Here is a 17,849-nt window from a genome sequence, read left to right as displayed (position 1 = left end):
TGACACTTCTCGGCTTCGGGCCCGACGGATGGGGGCTGGCGCTCGCGCGCGCCGGCCTCATGACGCTCTATGTCTCCGTCGCGGCATTCCTGAGCGGGTTGGCCTTCGGCACGCTCATCGCCTGGGCCCGGGTGGCGGGCAACTGGCCGCTGCGCAAGCTGGCCGAGGCCTACGCCACGGTCTTCCGGGGCGTGCCCGATATCCTGGTGATCTACCTGTTCTATTTCGGCGGCCGGCAGGTCGTCACGGCCATTGGCACGGCGCTCGGACTGTCGGGGCCGTTCGACATCAGCGGCTTTTTGGCCGGAGTGCTGGCGATCGGGCTGATCTCGGCCGCCAACCAGTCCGAGGTGCTGCGCGGCGCCTATCAGGCCGTGCCCCGGGGCACGATCGAGGCGGGGCGCGTGGTCGGCATGACGCGGCTGATCCTGTTTCGGCGGGTCATCGCGCCGCAGGCGCTGGTCACCGCAATTCCCGGCATGGGCAACCAGTGGCAGTCGGTCATCAAGGATCCGCCCTCGTCTCGGTGACGGGGTTGATCGAGACCATGCGCCAGCTCGCGGTCGCAGCGGGCACCACGCAGGAGCATTTCCTGTTCTACGCCGCTGGTGCGATCGTCTATCTCATCATCACCACGCTGTCGGATCATGTCTTCCGCCTCGCCGAAAGACGCAGCCTGCGCGGCCACGAGCAAGGCGGGCTCTGAGATGGATTTCGCCTTTCTCTCGGGCATATTCACGCAGCTCCTCAAGGGATTGCCGCTGACGCTCAACCTCGGCATCCTGGCGCTTGCGGGCGGGTTCTGCCTTTCGCTGATCCTCAACCTCATGCGCACGACGAGGGTCGGCAACGCACTGGCCTCGGCCTATGTCTTCGTCTTCCGCGGCACGCCGCTGCTCATCCAGATTTTCATGATCTACTACGGGCTGGCGGGCTTCGGCTTCATCCGCCACGGCTTCCTCTGGCCCTTCCTGCGCGAGCCCTATTGGTGCGGGCTGCTGGCGCTGATCCTGAACGATGCCGCCTATACGTCCGAGATTCTGCGCGGGGGGTTGCGCGCCGTGCCAAGGGGCGCGGTCGAAGCAGCGCGCGTCTCGGGCATGACGCGGCTGACGGTCATGCGCCGCATCACGCTGCCCATAGCCGTCCGTCAGGCGCTGCCCGCCTATTCCAACGAGGTGATCTCGATCCTCAAATCCACGGCGCTGGTCTCGACCATCACGCTGATGGAAGTCACCGGCATAGCCCGCGCCGCCGCCTCGGAAACGTGGCGGGCGGTCGAGATATTCCTCTGCGCGGCGGCGATCTATCTCGCCCTGTCGCTTCTGGTTACGCGGCTCTCGGCCTGGGCCGAGCGGCGCCTTTCGCCCTGGCAATTCGGAGAGACGCCATGAGCCTCCCATCGACCGCGCTTTCCATCGCCGGCCTGCGCAAGAGCTTCGGCAGCAACGAGGTGCTGCGCGGCATCGACCTTGTCGCCAAGGACGGCGACGTGATCTCGTTGATAGGCGCGAGCGGCTCTGGCAAGAGCACGCTGCTGCGCTGCATCCCCATGCTGGAGATCCCCGACGTCGGAACGGTGTCGGTGGGCGAGGACAGCCTCTCCCCGACGGGCGGACGTCTGTCGCGCGCCCAACTGGCCGTGGCGCGGCAGATGCGCGGACATCTCGGCTTCGTCTTCCAGAACTTCAATCTGTGGCCGCACCGCACCGTGCTGCAGAACGTCATCGAGGCGCCACTGTTCGTCCAGAGCCGTCCCCGCGCCGAGGCAGTGGAGGAGGCCACGGCGCTCCTGGAAAAGGTAGGCCTCGCCGAAAAGCGCGATGCGTGGCCCGCGCATCTTTCGGGCGGGCAGCAGCAGCGGGTCGCGATCGCGCGCGCTCTTGCCCAGCGGCCCCGCGCCATCCTGTTCGACGAGCCCACCTCGGCGCTCGACCCGGAACTGGTGGGCGAGGTCCTGAAGGTGATCCGCGCCCTTGCCGCGGAAGGGCGCACCATGCTGATCGTCACCCACGAGATGGGCTTTGCGCGCGAGGTCTCCTCGCAGGTAGTCTTCCTGCATCAGGGCCTGATAGAAGAGGCCGGCACACCGGGGCAGGTCTTTGGCAATCCTGCATCGGAGCGCTGCCGCGCCTTTCTCAGCGGCCATTTCGACCGCAATCGCTAGGGACCCCGGACATGCGTCAGCCAATCCAGCGCAAGAGCCTTCAGGACCAGGCCACCGAGTGGCTACGCGAGGCGATCGTGCGTGGCGATTTTGCGCCGGGCGCGGTGCTGACCGAGCTGACCTTGACCGAACGCATCGGTCTCGGCCGTGGCACGGTGCGTTCCGCGCTCTTCGCGATGGAAGCGCAGGAACTGGTGACGCGCACGCCCTATTCGAGCTGGCGCGTGGCCGTGCTCGATGCCCAGGCGATCTGGGAGATCTACACATTGCGGGCGGCGTTCGAAGGCGTGGCCGCCCGCATTCTCGCCCAACGCCGCGCCGCTCTCGGTACCGATCTGGTCGAGGCGGCCTTTGCAGCCCTACCGGCGGCGAATGACGGCGGCACGGATGTGCGGGTGGCAGCCGATCTCGGCTTCCATGCCAGTTTCGTCGAGCAGACCGGGCACCAGCATCTGATCCGTCGCCACGGGCTTCTGGCCGACAAGATGGAGTGGCTCTATCGCTGGTCCGAAGCACACTGGCCCTGCCGCCAGCCGCTGGTCAGCGATCACCAGCGCCTGTTCGACGCGCTGATGAGGGGAAGCCCCGAAGCGGCCGAACAGGCCGTCCGCGACCATATCGCCGAGTCGATAGAGCTGGACGTCGCAGGCTTCTACGAACTTCAAGGACGCGGCGCGACGACGCCGCAACAGGAGCAGGCATGAACGACATCACCATTCTCGACGGCGGCATGGGCCGCGAACTCGAGCGCATCGGCGCGCCCTTCCGCCAGCCGGAATGGTCCGCGCTGGCGCTGATGGAAGCGCCCGAGATGGTCCGCCGGGTGCACGAGGATTATATTCGCGCGGGCGCGAAGGTCATCACCACCAATTCCTATGCGCTGGTGCCCTTCCACATCGGCGAGGGGCGGTTCCGTGCGCGCGGCGCCGAGCTGGCGTCGCTGGCCGGAAGGCTGGCGCGCGAGGCGGCCGACGGCACGCCCGGCGTGAAAGTAGCTGGATCGTTGCCGCCAGTCTTCGGCTCCTATCAGCCGGAACTTTTCAAGGCCGACCTGGCGCAGGACTATCTCTCGGTTCTGGTTGAGGGCCTCGCGCCCCACGTCGATTGCTGGCTCGCCGAGACCCAGAGCAGCCTCGAGGAGGCCCACACCGCCGCCGCGGCGGTGCGCGGCAGCGGCAAGCCGCTCTGGCTGTCCTTCACCCTGCGGGACGATGTCGCGCCGCAGGACGTGCCCGAGCCGCAGCTGCGGTCCGGGCAGAGCGTAGCCGACGCTGCCCGTCTCGCACAGCGCACGGGGGCGGAGGCGCTGCTCTTCAATTGCTCTATGCCCGAGGTCATGGGAGCAGCGCTCCAAGCTGCGCGCATTGCCGCCCCCGGTCTGCCGCTCGGGGTCTATGCCAACGCCTTCGGCTCCCAGGACGAGGACGGCGCGGCCAACGAGGTGATCTCGGATATCCGGGCCGATCTCGATCCGAAATCCTATTGCCGCTGGGCCGACGGCTGGGTCGCGAAGGGTGCCTCCATCATCGGCGGCTGCTGCGGGATTGGCGCCGACCACATCCACCATCTGGCCGGGCATCTGCGCTGCGGGCATCATTGATGCCTGTGGGCCGCGCAGAGCGGCTCTTGTCACGGGCGTCAGCCGCGGCATCGGCAGGGCGCTTGCCAAGAGGGGCTGCCGAGGCAGGCTTCGTTGTCGCCATCAACGCCATCTGACCCCGGGTGGGGTATCACGAAAGACATTTGCGCATCGTGATCGAGGTCGGACGGTCGTAGCCGTTGTGCGCCGTCCGTTCGGTTTCGCGAAAGCCGAGGCGGGCAAAGGCTGCATGATTTCCGGTCAGCTCGACCCGCGTCTGAAGCTCGATCGCCGGCTTGCCGCGGTTGCGGGCAAGATCCTCGACAGCTTGCATCAGTTGGCTGCCAATCCCCTGTCCTTGAAAGCCCGGTTCGACGGCGAGCTTTCCGACGTAGAAATCGTTGGCCCGCTCCAGAACAAAAATACAGCCGATGATCCTGCCGTCCTTCAGCGCCGAAAAGCCCATCTCCCGCCGAGCCTTGTCCCGGAGATTTTCGACCGTGAGCCGATGTGCTGAGGATGGCGGATCGATGACGCCGTCCATCGAGGCGAAGGCGCGCATGATCAGCGCCAGCACCTCGTCCCATCGGTCGAAATCGGCGGGAAGCTGCGCGATGGAAACCAGGCTGCCCAAGATCTAGTTTCTCTTGTAGCGGATCGTATCGAAGCGCGCGGTCAACGCATCGTAAAGCAGCAGCCGACCGACCAGCGGCTCGCCTATGCCGGCGATCAGCTTGATCGCCTCCATGGCCTGCAGCGTGCCGACGACGCCGGTCAGCACGCCGAGCACGCCGGCCACAGCGCAGGACGGCACCAGGCCGGGCGGCGGCGGTTCCGGAAAAAGATCGCGATAGCTTGGATATGGCTTGCCGTCCGCGCCGGTCTCGAAGGGTTTCAGCACGGTCACCGAGCCGTCGAAGCGGCCGACGGCGGCATGTACCAGCGGCCGCTTTTCCGCGGCGCAGGCGTCGGCCACCGCATAGCGTGTTTCGAAATTGTCGGAGCCGTCGACGACGATGTCATAGCGGGCGACGAGAGCAGGGGCGTTGTCCGCCGTCAGCCTGAGATTGTGCAGTTCCACGGCGACGTTGGGATTGATGCGGGCGATCGCCGCTTTGGCACTGTCGGTTTTCGCCATGCCGACAGTCTCGGTGCCGTGAATCACCTGTCTTTGCAGGTTTGACAGCGAGACGCTGTCGTCGTCGACGATCCCGAGCGTGCCGACGCCGGCGGCGGCAAGATATTCGAGCACCGGCGCCCCCAACCCGCCGGCGCCGATGACCAGGACCCGCGCACGCTTCAGACGCTGCTGGCCGGCGCCACCGATCTCGGGCAGCACGATGTGGCGGGCGTAGCGTTCAAGCTCTTCGTCGGTGAGCGCGGTGATGTTCATTGCAAGACAATATAGCTGCCGAGAAATCTTGTCAGGCGTCTTTGGTTGGCCCAACCGTGCCGTGATCGACGGTCAGGAACTGCGCGCGTCCCTTAAGACTGGAAAACAGCGCCGCATCGGTCCCGGTCATGAAGGCCTGGCAGTTCAGCTCTTCGAGGATCGAGAACAGCGCGGCGCGCCGGCCTGCGTCGAGATGGGCGGCGATCTCGTCGAGCAGCAGGATCGGCGTCATGCCCGACATCTCGCCGGTCAGCCGGGCATGCGACAGGACCATGCCGACCAGCAGCGCCTTCTGCTCGCCGGTCGAACAGAGTTCGGCCGGCATCGCCTTGGGCCGGTGCCTCACCACGAGATCCGAACGGTGCGGGCCGTCTAGCGTGCGCCCGGCGGCGCGGTCGCGATCGCGGCCTTCGGCAAGGGCGCGGCGGAACCGCTCCTCGACATCGACAGCCGCGGTGGTTCCGACTTCGCTTTCCAACGCGCCCGACAGGCCGATATCGGCTTGCGGAAAGGGACCCGCGCTTGGCAGCCTGTCGATCATCGCGGCAAGCAGGCGCACCAGTTCGGCACGCGCCGCGGCAATCGCCACACCGGTTTCGGCCATTTGCGTCTCGATCGCGTCGAACCAGGCGCCGTCACGCGAGCCTTCGGCGAGCAGCCGATTGCGGCCGCGCATCGCTTTTTCGTAGTCGAGCGCGCGCTGGCCGTGGCCGGGATCGATCGCCAGCACCTGACGGTCGAGAAAGCGCCGGCGGTCTGCAGCCGGCCCGGTGAACAATGCATCCATCGCCGGTGTCAGCCAGACGACGCGCAGCCATTCCAGCATGTCCTCCGCCGAGCGCGCTGCCGCGCCATTGATCCGCACCCGCCGGCCGCCCTCGCCGGCGGCGTCGCCGCCTGCAATGCCGGTGCCGATCTCGACCGGGCCGTCCGGCCCATCGAGCCGGGCATGGAGGGCAAAGCCGCCGTCGCCGCCTTCGCGTGCCACATCGGCATAAGGTGCGCGGCGTAGGCCACGCCCCGGTGTCAGCAGGGAAATCGCTTCCAGCAGATTGGTTTTGCCGGCGCCATTGTCACCGGAAAAAATCACGGCGCCGGGGTCGATGTCGATCGACAGCGTTGCGTAGTTGCGGAAATTCGTAAGCGATAGCTTACTTATATGAGTCTGCTGGTCGTGCGCAGACTGCTTCGCAACTCCGGTCATGACAGCAAGATGGCTTCTTTCGGGCCTATACCCGCATCGGCATCAGCACGTAGAGCGTGGTTTCGTCGGCCATGTCGTGGATCAGCGTTGGCGAACCGGCGTCCGCCAGCATGAATTTTGCCTCAGTGCCGGTCAACTGGGCTGCGACGTCGAGCAGATATTTGGCATTGAAGCCGATTTCGATCGCGTCGGACGAATAATCCGCAGCCAGTTCTTCGGTGGCGCTGCCTGAATCCGGATTGTTGACCGCAAGCGTGACCTGGCCTTCTCCAATCGAAAGCTTCACCGCGCGGCCGCGCTCGGAGGAGATGGTCGAGACGCGGTCGACGGCGGCGGCGAAACTCTGACGGTCGATGATCAGCTTCTTGTCGTTGCCGGTGGGGATGACCCGCTGATAGTCCGGGAAGGTGCCGTCGATCAGCTTCGATGTCAAAACCACACTGCCGATGGTGAAGCGGATCTTGGTGTCGGACAATTCGGTGGTCACGGCGATATCAGGGTCATCGACAAGCTTTTGCAGCTCGCTGACCGTCTTGCGCGGAATGATGATGCCCGGCATGCCCTCGGACCCTGCCGGCGCGTCGATCTCGGCGCGCGCCAGTCGATGTCCGTCGGTCGCTACCGAGCGCAGCTTCAGCTTGCCGTCGGTATCATGCGTGTGCAGATAGATGCCGTTCAGGTAGTAACGCGTCTCTTCGGTGGAGATGGCGAATTGGGTCTTCTCGATCAGGCCCCTGAGCGCAACCGAATCGAGCCGGAAGATATGCGAGAACGATCCGGCCGAAAGCTCCGGGAAATCGGATTGCGGCAGGCATTGGAGACGGAAGCTCGAGCGGCCCGAGGTCACCGTCATGGCGTTGCCGTCTTCGTCGGTCTTCAGCATGACCTCCGCGCCGTCGGCGAGCTTGCGCACGATGTCGTAGAGCAGATGCGCGGGAACCGTCGTCGCTCCGCCGCGCTCGACCTTGGCAGGCGTGGCTTCGGTCACCTCCAGATCGAGGTCGGTCGCCTTCATCTCAAGGGTGGCGCCTTCGGCGCTCAGCAGCACATTCGACAGAATCGGTATGGTGTTGCGCCGCTCGACCACGCGATGAACGTGATTGAGCGACTTCAGGAGATTTGACCGTTCCAAGATAACACGCATGACGAAACAGGCTCGCTTGAATGAATGAGCGGGTCTCCGGCAAGCGGTGCCCCGCGAAAGGTCTGAACAGGCTCAGAATCTGCATAAACTGATAGGAAAAACCCCGCAAGCGCAAGCCCACGCCACCGGTTCGAGCCGGTTACGCAGGCTTTCTGGGGATAAAGCTGGCGAAGCCCGCAAGCCAATGCTTGTCGCCCAAAAGTGCGCAGCGGTTTTGAGGCAACGACATGCATAAAAACGTAGATTTCAAGCGCGTCGCAGCCACGCGACACGCTTTGTTTTCGGGCCGGTCAGGCTTGATCGTTGATCAGTCTTCTCAGCAGTTCGAGCTCCTGCGCCAGCGTGTTGTCGACGCCTGAAAGATCCTCGATCTTGCGCACGGCATGCAGCACCGTCGTGTGGTCGCGGCCACCGAAACGCCGTCCGATCTCCGGCAAGGAGCGCGGTGTCATCACCTTCGACAGGTACATGGCGACCTGCCGCGGCTTGACGATCGTACGCGTGCGCCGGTTGGACAGAAGTTCTGTCTTCGAAACATTGTAATGGCGCGCGACGATGCGCTGGATGTCCTCGATGCGCACCCGCTTCGGCTCGCCCGAACGATAGATGTGGCCGAGGATCTCGTCGATGCGGTCGATGGTGATCTGCGGTTCGAACGACTGGCGGAACAGAAGCTGGTTGAACGCGCCTTCGAGTTCGCGTCCGCTGCCGGTCACAGTGCGGGCGACATGGTTGAGGATCTCCTCCGAGATGTCGAGCGATGCATCGTCAGCCTTTGCGGTGGCAAGGCGCAGCTTGAGCATGCCGATGCGCATGGCGAAATCCGGCGCCGACATTTCGAGCGCGACGCCGCCGTTGAGGCGCGAGCGGACGCGGGGCTCCAGCGATTCCAGTTCCGACGGCGGCCGGTCGGCGGCAACCACCACCTGCTTGGCGCTGTCGAGCAGCATGTTGATCAGATGGCAGAATTCATGCTGGATCGACTTGCCTTGCAGGAACTGCATGTCGTCGATGATGAGGAGGTCGATGTCGCGCAGCTGCTCCTTCAGCGTCAGCGCATTGTTGTCGCGGATCGCGGTGGCGAACCGCCACATGAAATATTCGGCCGTGAGATAGACGACGCGCGACTTTGGATTCTGCTTCAGCGATTCCGCCGCGATCGCCTGCAACAGGTGCGTCTTGCCCAGCCCCACCGTCGCGTGAAGAAAGAGCGGATTGAAGCGCACCGCGCTCGACTGCGATTCCGCCACCGCCTTGGCGGCGGCGAAGGCCACCCGGTTCGACGGTCCCTCGATGAAGGAGCCGAACGTATAGCGCGGGTCAAGCGGCGAACCGAGCACATTGTGCCTGAACTCGGTCTCTGCAGGCATTCCCGAGCGAGGTGCCGGCACCCGCTCCACCCTGCCGGGGCCCGCTGTTCCAGAGGCCAGCGCCGTTTGCGATTGCCTTGTCATCTTGCGCGCCGGGGCCAGTTCGGGCTCGACGCCATTGCGCCCCGGGCGGGTAGCGGTGCGCACGACGATCTCGATCTTGAGGATTTCGGGATCCTCGTGTTTCCACAGCTCGGCGATGAGGTCGAGGTAGTGGCCGTTGATCCACGAGCGCAGGAAGGCAGTCGGCACGGAGATGCGGACAATGCCCCGGGATGCTTCGGCGACCTTCATGCGCCCGAACCAGCTCGAATAGACTTCGGTTCCCAGACGCGCCTTCAACTGAGCCTTGACCCGGTCGAACTTCTGTTCCGCATCGTTGGAAGCCGACATAGTGTCCCCTCCGGTTAAGGTTCCAGGGAATGGGAGGTCGCCCGTAAGCTCCCTTTCGATGCCGCTCTGCATGATCGAGTTCCTTGTCCTTTTGTACCTTTTTCCGCCGGGGATACGCCTCCTGCATCCATGTTTCCGGCGACCGTGTCTTCGCTGCGACACTACCGCCGCCGCCGGCAGATGATGTCGCCTCGTTGTCAGGGGACCGGCGCCGACTCCTCAGAGCCAGCCCGTTTGGTCATGTCAGGGCAATACAATGCCGTCCGGCGAAAACGCCGGCGCGTCATGACCTGCCATATACAGTTACGCCAATCCCCTACCGTATCGAAAAAGACAAACCAAACCCGACGCGGAAATGATCCACGTCATGAATTCCGCCACTTTTTTGCTGGCCGATTCAGGCTGGGTTAAGGGCCAACAGGCCCGTCCCTCTCGATAGACCGACATTAACGAAATCGTTGTGGATAGGGCAAGGCCACGACTAACGGATTTTTAAGGAATGTGGTTACCGCAGACGGGTTCGAACCCTGTGTTGCACGGGCGTATTTTGACAAAGCCATTGTGATTCAAACCCTTTTCCGGCGAATATGAAAAAGGCCACGCCGCGCGAAATTTTCTGAAATAATTTTCTTGACAGGCAATTGTCCCCCATCCCCCGCACGCGATGTGAACAAGCTGTGGATGGACCGTCCGTAAGTTATTGAAAAGTAAGGGTAGTTTTTGACAGCCGATATTTTCGTCGCGGACGCTTTCAGCGGCCTTGAATATCAGCAGGCATGTATATGCCGGCAAAGCATTTCGAACATTGAAGTTCGCGCGGAGGTGTGGTTTGCGAGCATTCTTTTTAAGTACTTGCCGGCAAACGAAAAAACCCGGCGCGAGCGGCCGGGTTTAAAGAAGATCAGTTCTGGAAAGGTATATCAGGCCGACAGCACCTTGAGCCGCTGGGCCAGGCGCGACACCTTACGGGATGCCGTGTTCTTGTGCACCACGCCCTTGGTCGCGGCGCGCATCAATTCCGGCTCCGCCACTTTGAAAGCAGCCTGCGCGGCGGCCTTGTCGCCCGAGGCGAGCGCCTCCTCGACCTGGCGGATATAGGTCCGCACGCGCGAGCGGCGGTTCTTGTTCATCGCCGTGCGACGGGCGATCTTGCGCGTTGCCTTTTTGGCCGAGGAGGTATTGGCCATGATGCCTCTCTTCTGATCTGGTGGGCGCATGCGGGATGCCGCAGGGCGCAAAAAACAAACGGGCAGCCACAGGGCCGCCTCGGTTGGTGCGGCTTATAGTTCAGCTTTTCCGGCGCGTCAACGCTGCTTCGCCTTCTTTTTGGCCGCTGTTGTCGCTCGCATCCCGCCGCCGTCGTCACGATCTACCGGTTCGTGAAATTCGGCTTCCGCTTCTCGGTAAAGGCGGCCATGCCTTCCTTCTGGTCGTCGAGCGCAAACAGGGAGTGAAAAAGCCGGCGCTCGAACCGCAGCCCTTCGGCCAGTGTCGTTTCATAGGCGCGGTTGACGGCCTCTTTCGCCATCATCACCGAGGGCAGCGAAAAATCGGCTATCTTGGCCGCCGCCTTCAACGCCTCCTCGATCAGCTCGTCGGCAGGCACGACGCGCGACACCAGGCCGCAACGCTCGGCCTCCGCGGCATCCATCATCCGTCCGGTCAGGCACATGTCCATCGCCTTCGACTTGCCGACGAAGCGGGTTAGGCGCTGTGATCCGCCCATTCCCGGCATGACGCCGAGCGTGATCTCGGGCTGGCCGAACTTGGCGTTGTCGGCGGCGATGATGAAGTCGCACATCATCGCCAGTTCGCAGCCGCCGCCGAGCGCATAGCCGGCCACTGCCGCGATAACAGGCTTGCGCGCCCGGGTGAACTCTTCCCAGCCGACAAAGAAATCCTGCACATAGGCGTCGGCAAAGGAGATCGCCTGCATCTCCTTGATGTCCGCACCTGCCGCGAAGGCCTTTTCGGAACCGGTGATGACCATCGCGCCGATGTCGGCATTCGCGCAGAAGCCGTTCACGGCCGCGACCACTTCCGCCAGGATTTGGGAGTTCAGCGCATTGAGCGCCTTCGGCCGGTTCAGCGTGATCAGCCCGACCTTGCCGCGGGTTTCCACGATGATCGTTTCATAGGTCATGACTGTATCTCCTCGCTCGGTCATCTATCTACATCTGGCGTCCAACTCACACATGGCGTCCAGGCTTGCTCACATCTGACAGGTCCGGCAATAGAAGGTGGAACGCCCGCTTTGCACGACGCGCTCTATGTGGCCGCCGCAGCCGTGCTTTGAGCAGGGTTCGCCCTCGCGATCGTAGACCGCGAAGGAATGCTGGAAATAGCCCAGGGACCCGTCGGTCTGCACATAGTCGCGCAGCGACGATCCGCCGGCGGCGATTGCATCGGCGATCACCGCGCGGATTGCTTCGGCCAAGGCGTCGCTCTGCTGTCTGGCCTTCTTTCCAGGCTTTGCGATGGTGCCCGACTCGCGCAACGGCGACAGGCTGGCGCGCCACAGGGCTTCCGACACATAGATATTGCCGAGCCCGGCGATCAGCCGCTGATCGAGAAGTGCCGCCTTCAGCGGCGACTTCCGGCCTTTCAGCAGCGAGGCGAGAAGCCCGCCGTCCAACGCATTGCCTGTCGGCTCGACGCCCAGCCCCGCCAGCATCGGATGCGTGTCGGGCGCCCCTTCCGAAAACAGCATGAAGCCGAAACGACGCGGGTCGTTGAAGGTCACGCGCGACCGGACGCCTTTGGGCGAGACGACATGGAAGACGACATGGTCGTGCACCGCGTTTTTCGAGCGCTCGTGATAAAACGCGCCCAACATTTCGCTGTTATCGGGCATTTCGCTGTCATCGGACATTTCGATGCGGAACGAACCAGACATGCCGAGATGGCAGATCAGCACCGGGCCGCCTGCCAGATACATCGTCAGGTATTTGGCCCGGCGACCGAGTGCCGTAATCGTCTTGCCGGTCAGCCTCTCCGAGAATTTTTCAGGAAACGGAAAGCGCAGGTCGGGCCGGCGTGCCTCGACGCGTGCGATGCGGGCGCCTTCCAGGACCGCCTGCAGGCCACGCCGGACCGTTTCGACCTCAGGCAATTCAGGCATGGCCGCCTATCGTTGCATAAAAGGAGGTGCCGTGGCGGCCGCGTGCCAGCCCAAGATGCTCGGCGACCGTTTCACCGATGTCGGCGAACGTCGTTCTGAGCCCAATGTCGCCGCCAAAACCTGGTCCCGTGCCGATCACCGGAATGCGTTCGCGCGTATGATCGGTGCCGTGCCAGGTGGGATCGTTGCCATGGTCGGCCGTGAGGATGAGAAGATCGCCGTGCCTCAGCCGCGCAAGCGCCTCCGGCAGCCGCCGGTCGAACGCCTCGAGCGCGGCGGCATAGCCGGCAACGTCGCGCCGATGGCCGAACTCGGTGTCGAAGTCGACGAAATTGGCGAAGACGAGATCGCCGTCGCCCGCGTCATCCATCGCGCCGAGCGCCTTGTCGAACATCGCCATGTTGCCGGCGGCCTTGCGCACTTCCGAAATGCCGCGATGGGCGAAGATATCGCCGATCTTGCCGACCGCGATGACCCGGCTGCCGCGCGCCGTCAGCCGGTCGAGCAGGGTTGGTTCGGGCGGCGGCACCGAATAGTCCCGGCGGTTGTGCGTCCGTTCGAAGCTGGCGGCGGTTTCCCCAATGAAAGGTCGCGCGATCACCCGTCCGATGTTCAGCGGATCGACCAGCCTGCGCACCACCTTGCAGAATTCGTAGAGCCGTTCCAGGCCGAAGTGAACTTCATGCGCGGCGATCTGCAGAACGGAGTCGACCGAAGTGTAGCAGATCGGCTTGCCGGTGCGGATATGCTCCTCGCCGAACCGTTCGATGATCTCCGTGCCCGGGGCATGGCAATTTCCGAGAACGCCCGGCACCTCTCCTTCGCGGATGATTGCTTCGGTCAGCTCGGCTGGAAAGGCGGGAACCGTGTTCGGAAAATAGCCCCAGTCGAACCGGACTGGCAAGGCGGCGATTTCCCAATGGCCCGACGGCGTGTCCTTGCCGCTTGAAATCTCCTGCGCCGCGCCATGGAAGGCGGAGGCGAGATGGGCCTTGCCGCCGCTTTCGATGCTGAATCCTGTCGCGGTTTTTGCCGCGTGACCCAGACCGAGCGAGAGCATATTGGGTATGAAAAGCGGTCCTTTGCGCAGCCCCTCGCGATCCGCCCGGCCTTCCGCGCAGGCTCTGGCGATGTGTCCGAACGTGTTGGAACCGGCGTCGCCATAGCGCTCGGCGTCGGCCGCGCCGCCGATGCCGAAGGAATCGAGAACGAAAAGGAAGGCGCGCGCCATTGCAGGGTTCATTACTATTGTCTGTCCGTCCGCCCAGACATAGGGTTCCGCGGCGCCATTGGCAATTCGGAACCAGACGGCTTGGCGCGATAGTTGAGATGCCGCGAAATGCCGGCATAGGCATGGACCGATGAAAGGCGAGCGGGGACTCACATGAGGCATGCCTTGAAGGCCTCCGTAGCCATCATGACGATGCTGGGCGCATCCTGGTCAAACCCGGCGCGCGCCGATTGGCGGGACGACATCGGCACGTTTCGTGTCGGCATCGTTGCCGAGCCCGGCGCCGGCAACACCGTTCCAGGTCTTGAGCTGTTGACGGATGCCTACACCAAGGCGCTCGGCATGAGGGTGGAGTTTGTCGTTGCCCGCGACTACGCGGCGCTGATCGAGGCGCAGGCCAATGCCCAGATCGAATATGCGGTCTATTCGGCGACCGCCTACGCCACCGCATCCGAACGTTGCGAATGCGTCGAGCCTCTTGTGGCGCCTGTCGATTCCGACGGCGCGGTCGGCATCCGCTCCGTCTTGCTGACGCGGGACGGCAAGGTCCCGGATCTGGCCGCGATGGAAGCACATCGGGTCGCCATGGCGCCCCCGGACAGCGTCGGCGGTTCTCTCTTGCCACTTGCCGGGCTGGCCGCCGAAGGCGTCAAGGTTGCCGAGGACGCACCATTTCTGACGCACGCCAGTTCGGCTGCGGCGGCTGAAATGATGCTGGTCGGTGGTGAGGCCGATGCCCTGTTCGGCTGGATGCCGGCGATGGCCGATGGCCAGCCGGATGTTCCGGGCGGCACGGTGGCCAGGCTGGAAATGGCAGGGATTTCGAAAGCAGCACTTCGGGTCGTGTGGACGTCCGGCGTGCTGCGATATGGTCCCCATGCCGTCCGCAGCGATCTCGACCCCGAAGCCAAACGGCGGCTCACCGTGTTCCTCATCAATCTCAGATCGATGTCGCCGGATGTCTACGATCTTCTGGAATGGAAACATTCCGGCGGCTTCGCCGTCGCCAGCCCGGATGACTACGCAATGGCCGCGGCGATCGTGCGCCTGATGTCAGGCAACCATCGACAGCAATAGCAACCGGCGTCGGAGCATCGGAGCAAAAAAAGAAGACCGGTTCTGTGTCAATCCGAGTTCAAAAAATGGAGCGGCGGTGCGGCTCGATTTGAGAGTCCGCCGCTCTGCCCGCGGTTGTTTCAGCAGGTGGCGCAAGGAATCGTCAGGCTCCTGCGGGGCCTGAGATAATATGTTTCCCCCATCGATATCTTGTTGAAGGCCGAGCTCAATCCAAGTCGCTTTTCGCTGTCCGCCGACCAGGTGATGATCGGCTCGTATGCAAGATCGCTTTCGACGCGAATGAGGAAGGTGTCCTTGATCTCAAGCGTTTTTGGAATCGTGGTGACGGAGTCCTTGGCGGCGTCGGCGCTGAAGGCATCGCCAACCATCTTGCGTGACCACACGACCTGCACCTTCGGCGGCGTTTCGTTGGTGACCTTTATCGCGGTGATGACGATCTTCGGGGTCGAGCGGTTGTAGGGCTGAAGGGTGGAGTTGCCGATCTTCATGATCGCATCGAGATCGGCGGCGGAGATTATCTCCTGCTGGGTGACCAGATCCGCCACCATGCTGCCTATGCGGCTGACCTTCTTGCTGGTCTCGATGGCTTGCGAGGCTTCCATGGTCATGAAGTACATGATCAGCAGGACAGGCACGATGAAGGCAAACTCAACGGCCGCGACACCGCGGCGATCGCAGCAGAACCGGATGGCTTTCGTGCAGATCCCAGTGATTCCCATATGTGCCCCCGCACGCCCCATGCCCTCGTCCTTTTCCCCACTCACGCAATGGCTCGGTTCAGTCGTCGAACGGCTCGTTCTGCCAGGTCACCGATGTGAAATGCAGCGTCTTGCCGCCGTCCAGATTGGCCATCGATTTAGCCATGAAATCGGTCATGACCGGCCATTTGTAAAAAACCCGCAGCATGTTCTTCGATGCAGCTAGGCCCGGGTCTACCGTAAAGGTCGTTATTTTCGTGCCGGTCAGCTCGATGTCGCCAGCTGTTGTGATCTTGAAGCCCGCGGTTGCCGCGTCGGCGAAGGTTGGGAATTCGCGCAGGTCCACCAGCAATCCGGGGCAGTCCTTGGCGACCATGATCTCCAGCCGGCTGCAGATCATGGCCTTCAGCGTGGCCTCGGTCACGTCGGCCCTCTTTAGCTGCCCTGTCCGTAACTGGCGCGCGACGTCGTCGGTGATGTTGGCCATCACCTCCTGCCCGGCAAATGAAATGCAACTCTCCAGGATGGCAAAGACGAGGAGCGCAAACGGCACCGCAAGCATCGCGAATTCGATGGCCGTGCTGCCGCGCCGGTCACCAAGGAATCGCGCGGAAAAGCTCGCTCGTCCTGCTTTGCTCATGTCCCGTCTTCGCCGATCCTGATGGGGGTGTCGGAGGAAACATTAGCGGAAACCCATTGAGGCGCGGTTTGGATGATCGTTAAATTCGACGGAAAGGTTTTAAGCGGCCGATAACCAAAGCGGCATTTCAGTGAGACGAGAATAGCCCAGTTGCTTATTGGCCGGCGCTCATCTCGGCTTCCGAGGCTTTCTCCGCATCGCTCTTGTACGAGCTTTCGCAATACGGCGTGCAGGACATGGTCTGTATTTCGGCACGTCGATAGATGCGCACCGACGACGCGTCCTGTCGCACGACAGTGATCTGCTCGTCGACGATCGGACTGCCCTCTTGATCGAGGACGACGAGGTTGGTGACGCCAAAGCCCTTGCCCGTCAGCACGATCGTCGAAGCATCCTGCACGGAGGCATCGGCGATCGCCGGATTGCCGACGACGATCGTATCGGCGGCGCGCGACAATTTGACGATCTTCGCCTGGTTCATCGTAACCTCGATGCCGCCGCCCGCATTGGCCGGCACGACGAAGGCCGTGGTGGCAAGAAGCGCGGCAATCGGAAAGGACGATCTCGGCCCGGTCATTGAAGCGCTCCACGGCGGCGAACTGCTCAACGGAACATGAACGAGATTGGTGAACCAACGGTTAAGCGGATGGAAGCCGTGGTGATGTCGGGATCGGAATCATGATCGCCTGGAGCGCGCCGCCCCTTTCTCAAATCGCCAAATTGCGGCTTTCACGGCCTTTGGGGTGTTTGTCGGGTTCGCGAGCGTCACTTAGTTTACGGTTAACCACGCAATGCCTTCGAAGCGGGAAAGGAATCGGTAAGGCTGTTTATTAAGCCGATCGAAAGAGCTTCTCCATAGATTGGCAGCATCCGATCAGCCACCAAGAGAAGTTGACGGAATTGCTGTAACATCTGGAGTAGGAGCTCTCGAATGTCTAATCTCATTGCACGTTTTGTGAAGGACGAATCCGGCGCGACCGCCATCGAATATGGTCTGATCGCCGCCCTCATCGCACTCGCTATCATGGTCGGCGCCGGTCAACTGGGCAATAGCATCAACCAGAAGTTCAAGGATATCTCCTCGACGCTGAACGGCGCCTGATAATAGCGACGTTAGTCGCTTTTTCGGATCAAGGGCCGCCTCGTTTGGCGGCCCTTATTCGTTGTGTCAGGCGATTTTGAATTCCCGGCCTCATCAATCGTTAATCGAACACGTCTAGGCTGGGCCAGGTACCATGGGCGCTGCGCTGATGATTGAAGCCTTGATCTTCGTTGTCTTTCCGTTCTGCATGCTTTTCGCCGCGATCTCCGACATGCTGTCGATGACGATCGCCAATCGCGTGCCGGTGCTGCTCGTGGCTGTTTTCGCTCTGGTCGCACCGCTGACGGGCATGGACTGGGCAACCTATGGCTTGCATTTCGCCTCCGGCGGCCTTGTCCTCGCCGTGACGTTCGGTCTGTTCGCGCTCGGCGGCATGGGAGGCGGAGACGCCAAGCTGCTGGCCGCCACGGCCCTCTGGATGGGGCTGAGCATCCATCTCGTCGAATATCTCGTGGGCTCGGCATTCATCGGTGGCCTGCTGACGCTCGCCATCCTCGCCTACCGGAAATCGCCGCTTGCAGCCGTTACAAGTCACAATCCGTTTTTGCGCCACTTCGCCGACGAGACGACCGGCGTGCCCTATGGCATAGCGCTCGGCATTGGCGGGCTGCTCACCTTTCCAAATTCGCCGTTGATGGCGTGGGCACTCGCAAGGCTGGCAGCCTAATTCTCTCGCCAACCTTCCCTCGCCAGATTAGCCTTCCACTATTTCGATTTGGCGTTGGAGCAG

The 17,849-nt window shown here is 62.8% G+C and carries 19 protein-coding genes and 1 pseudogene; 8 read left to right on the top strand and 12 right to left on the bottom strand.

Annotated elements, in window-relative coordinates; genetic code table 11:
• The first annotated feature begins 59 nt into the window (after positions 1-59).
• From EOB36_RS06910 to EOB36_RS06890, 5 genes and pseudogenes are all read left to right on the top strand, one after another.
• Positions 60-706: pseudogene (locus EOB36_RS06910) on the top strand (ABC transporter permease subunit).
• 1 nt (position 707) lies between these two features.
• The gene (locus EOB36_RS06905) at positions 708-1,394 is read left to right on the top strand and encodes an ABC transporter permease subunit (protein WP_128284550.1); all 687 of its coding nucleotides are present in this window, start codon (positions 708-710) and stop codon (positions 1,392-1,394) included.
• Positions 1,391-2,167 carry an ATP-binding cassette domain-containing protein gene (locus EOB36_RS06900; RefSeq protein ID WP_126103743.1) on the top strand — a complete coding sequence of 259 codons (777 nt, stop codon included), beginning with the start codon at positions 1,391-1,393 and terminating at the stop codon, positions 2,165-2,167. Before EOB36_RS06905 ends, EOB36_RS06900 begins: the two co-directional genes overlap by 4 nt.
• Positions 2,168-2,178: 11 nt before the next feature.
• Positions 2,179-2,871, top strand: a complete 693-nt coding sequence (locus tag EOB36_RS06895; protein WP_128284549.1) for a GntR family transcriptional regulator — start codon at positions 2,179-2,181, stop codon at positions 2,869-2,871.
• Complete coding sequence (locus EOB36_RS06890) at positions 2,868-3,767, top strand: homocysteine S-methyltransferase family protein (protein WP_095487894.1); 900 nt, start codon at positions 2,868-2,870, stop codon at positions 3,765-3,767. The genes EOB36_RS06895 and EOB36_RS06890 overlap by 4 nt, the downstream gene beginning before the upstream one ends.
• Positions 3,768-3,897: 130 nt before the next feature.
• Here the strand turns inward: EOB36_RS06890 and EOB36_RS06885 are convergent, their stop codons facing one another.
• The 9 genes from EOB36_RS06885 to EOB36_RS06845 form a co-directional block, all read right to left on the bottom strand.
• Complete coding sequence (locus tag EOB36_RS06885) at positions 3,898-4,380, bottom strand: GNAT family N-acetyltransferase (protein ID WP_126103741.1); 483 nt, start codon at positions 4,378-4,380, stop codon at positions 3,898-3,900.
• 3 nt (positions 4,381-4,383) lie between these two features.
• Positions 4,384-5,139, bottom strand: coding sequence for a molybdopterin-synthase adenylyltransferase MoeB (locus EOB36_RS06880; protein ID WP_095487898.1), 756 nt, complete (start codon positions 5,137-5,139; stop codon positions 4,384-4,386).
• A 31-nt stretch (positions 5,140-5,170) separates the two neighbouring features.
• Entirely contained in the window at positions 5,171-6,343 is a 1,173-nt protein-coding gene (gene recF / locus EOB36_RS06875) for a DNA replication/repair protein RecF (protein ID WP_126103740.1), read from the bottom strand.
• Positions 6,344-6,368: 25 nt separating this feature from the next.
• Positions 6,369-7,487, bottom strand: a complete 1,119-nt coding sequence (gene dnaN / locus EOB36_RS06870; protein WP_126103739.1) for a DNA polymerase III subunit beta — start codon at positions 7,485-7,487, stop codon at positions 6,369-6,371.
• Positions 7,488-7,777: 290 nt separating this feature from the next.
• The gene (gene dnaA, locus EOB36_RS06865; RefSeq protein WP_245458111.1) at positions 7,778-9,250 is read right to left on the bottom strand and encodes a chromosomal replication initiator protein DnaA; all 1,473 of its coding nucleotides are present in this window, start codon (positions 9,248-9,250) and stop codon (positions 7,778-7,780) included.
• A gap of 920 nt (positions 9,251-10,170) precedes the next feature.
• Entirely contained in the window at positions 10,171-10,437 is a 267-nt protein-coding gene (gene rpsT, locus EOB36_RS06860; protein ID WP_095487906.1) for a 30S ribosomal protein S20, read from the bottom strand.
• A gap of 182 nt (positions 10,438-10,619) precedes the next feature.
• A complete protein-coding gene (locus tag EOB36_RS06855; RefSeq protein WP_095487908.1) occupies positions 10,620-11,393 on the bottom strand; it encodes an enoyl-CoA hydratase in 774 nt (257 codons plus the stop codon).
• A 69-nt stretch (positions 11,394-11,462) separates the two neighbouring features.
• Positions 11,463-12,371, bottom strand: a complete 909-nt coding sequence (gene mutM, locus EOB36_RS06850) for a bifunctional DNA-formamidopyrimidine glycosylase/DNA-(apurinic or apyrimidinic site) lyase (protein ID WP_095487910.1) — start codon at positions 12,369-12,371, stop codon at positions 11,463-11,465.
• A complete protein-coding gene (locus EOB36_RS06845) occupies positions 12,364-13,602 on the bottom strand; it encodes a phosphopentomutase (protein ID WP_095487912.1) in 1,239 nt (412 codons plus the stop codon). Before EOB36_RS06845 ends, mutM begins: the two co-directional genes overlap by 8 nt.
• A gap of 153 nt (positions 13,603-13,755) precedes the next feature.
• Here EOB36_RS06845 and EOB36_RS06840 point away from each other — a divergent pair, with 153 nt between their 5' ends.
• Entirely contained in the window at positions 13,756-14,679 is a 924-nt protein-coding gene (locus EOB36_RS06840; protein ID WP_126103737.1) for a phosphate/phosphite/phosphonate ABC transporter substrate-binding protein, read from the top strand.
• Between the two features lie 119 nt (positions 14,680-14,798).
• Here EOB36_RS06840 and EOB36_RS06835 read toward each other — a convergent pair whose 3' ends face one another.
• From EOB36_RS06835 to EOB36_RS06825, 3 genes are all read right to left on the bottom strand, one after another.
• Positions 14,799-15,419 carry a TadE/TadG family type IV pilus assembly protein gene (locus EOB36_RS06835; protein ID WP_126107252.1) on the bottom strand — a complete coding sequence of 207 codons (621 nt, stop codon included), beginning with the start codon at positions 15,417-15,419 and terminating at the stop codon, positions 14,799-14,801.
• Between the two features lie 37 nt (positions 15,420-15,456).
• On the bottom strand, positions 15,457-16,017 hold the full coding sequence (locus EOB36_RS06830) for a TadE/TadG family type IV pilus assembly protein (RefSeq protein WP_126103736.1): 561 nt from the start codon (positions 16,015-16,017) through the stop codon (positions 15,457-15,459).
• Between the two features lie 154 nt (positions 16,018-16,171).
• The gene (locus EOB36_RS06825) at positions 16,172-16,594 is read right to left on the bottom strand and encodes a pilus assembly protein N-terminal domain-containing protein (protein WP_126103735.1); all 423 of its coding nucleotides are present in this window, start codon (positions 16,592-16,594) and stop codon (positions 16,172-16,174) included.
• Between the two features lie 354 nt (positions 16,595-16,948).
• Here EOB36_RS06825 and EOB36_RS06820 point away from each other — a divergent pair, with 354 nt between their 5' ends.
• Complete coding sequence (locus tag EOB36_RS06820) at positions 16,949-17,119, top strand: Flp family type IVb pilin (RefSeq protein WP_126103734.1); 171 nt, start codon at positions 16,949-16,951, stop codon at positions 17,117-17,119.
• A 148-nt stretch (positions 17,120-17,267) separates the two neighbouring features.
• A complete protein-coding gene (locus tag EOB36_RS06815) occupies positions 17,268-17,786 on the top strand; it encodes a prepilin peptidase (RefSeq protein WP_128284548.1) in 519 nt (172 codons plus the stop codon).
• Positions 17,787-17,849: the final 63 nt, after the last annotated feature.

It is taken from the genome of Mesorhizobium sp. M6A.T.Cr.TU.017.01.1.1, assembly GCF_004023115.1.
GTDB classification, from domain to species: domain Bacteria; phylum Pseudomonadota; class Alphaproteobacteria; order Rhizobiales; family Rhizobiaceae; genus Mesorhizobium; species Mesorhizobium mediterraneum.
Note: the sequence above shows the minus strand (reverse complement) of the source record. Positions and strands in the feature narration are given on the sequence as shown.

Coding starts and splice junctions, on each gene's coding strand:
- EOB36_RS06905 (WP_128284550.1), top strand. CDS start 708: ATGGATTTCGCCTTTCTCTCGGGCATATTCACGCAGCTCCTCAAGGGA.
- EOB36_RS06900 (WP_126103743.1), top strand. CDS start 1,391: ATGAGCCTCCCATCGACCGCGCTTTCCATCGCCGGCCTGCGCAAGAGC.
- EOB36_RS06895 (WP_128284549.1), top strand. CDS start 2,179: ATGCGTCAGCCAATCCAGCGCAAGAGCCTTCAGGACCAGGCCACCGAG.
- EOB36_RS06890 (WP_095487894.1), top strand. CDS start 2,868: ATGAACGACATCACCATTCTCGACGGCGGCATGGGCCGCGAACTCGAG.
- EOB36_RS06880 (WP_095487898.1), bottom strand. CDS start 5,139: ATGAACATCACCGCGCTCACCGACGAAGAGCTTGAACGCTACGCCCGC.
- recF (WP_126103740.1), bottom strand. CDS start 6,343: ATGACCGGAGTTGCGAAGCAGTCTGCGCACGACCAGCAGACTCATATA.
- dnaN (WP_126103739.1), bottom strand. CDS start 7,487: ATGCGTGTTATCTTGGAACGGTCAAATCTCCTGAAGTCGCTCAATCAC.
- dnaA (WP_245458111.1), bottom strand. CDS start 9,250: ATGTCGGCTTCCAACGATGCGGAACAGAAGTTCGACCGGGTCAAGGCT.
- rpsT (WP_095487906.1), bottom strand. CDS start 10,437: ATGGCCAATACCTCCTCGGCCAAAAAGGCAACGCGCAAGATCGCCCGT.
- EOB36_RS06855 (WP_095487908.1), bottom strand. CDS start 11,393: ATGACCTATGAAACGATCATCGTGGAAACCCGCGGCAAGGTCGGGCTG.
- mutM (WP_095487910.1), bottom strand. CDS start 12,371: ATGCCTGAATTGCCTGAGGTCGAAACGGTCCGGCGTGGCCTGCAGGCG.
- EOB36_RS06845 (WP_095487912.1), bottom strand. CDS start 13,602: ATGGCGCGCGCCTTCCTTTTCGTTCTCGATTCCTTCGGCATCGGCGGC.
- EOB36_RS06840 (WP_126103737.1), top strand. CDS start 13,756: ATGAGGCATGCCTTGAAGGCCTCCGTAGCCATCATGACGATGCTGGGC.
- EOB36_RS06835 (WP_126107252.1), bottom strand. CDS start 15,419: ATGGGGCGTGCGGGGGCACATATGGGAATCACTGGGATCTGCACGAAA.
- EOB36_RS06830 (WP_126103736.1), bottom strand. CDS start 16,017: ATGAGCAAAGCAGGACGAGCGAGCTTTTCCGCGCGATTCCTTGGTGAC.
- EOB36_RS06825 (WP_126103735.1), bottom strand. CDS start 16,594: ATGACCGGGCCGAGATCGTCCTTTCCGATTGCCGCGCTTCTTGCCACC.
- EOB36_RS06820 (WP_126103734.1), top strand. CDS start 16,949: ATGTCTAATCTCATTGCACGTTTTGTGAAGGACGAATCCGGCGCGACC.
- EOB36_RS06815 (WP_128284548.1), top strand. CDS start 17,268: ATGATTGAAGCCTTGATCTTCGTTGTCTTTCCGTTCTGCATGCTTTTC.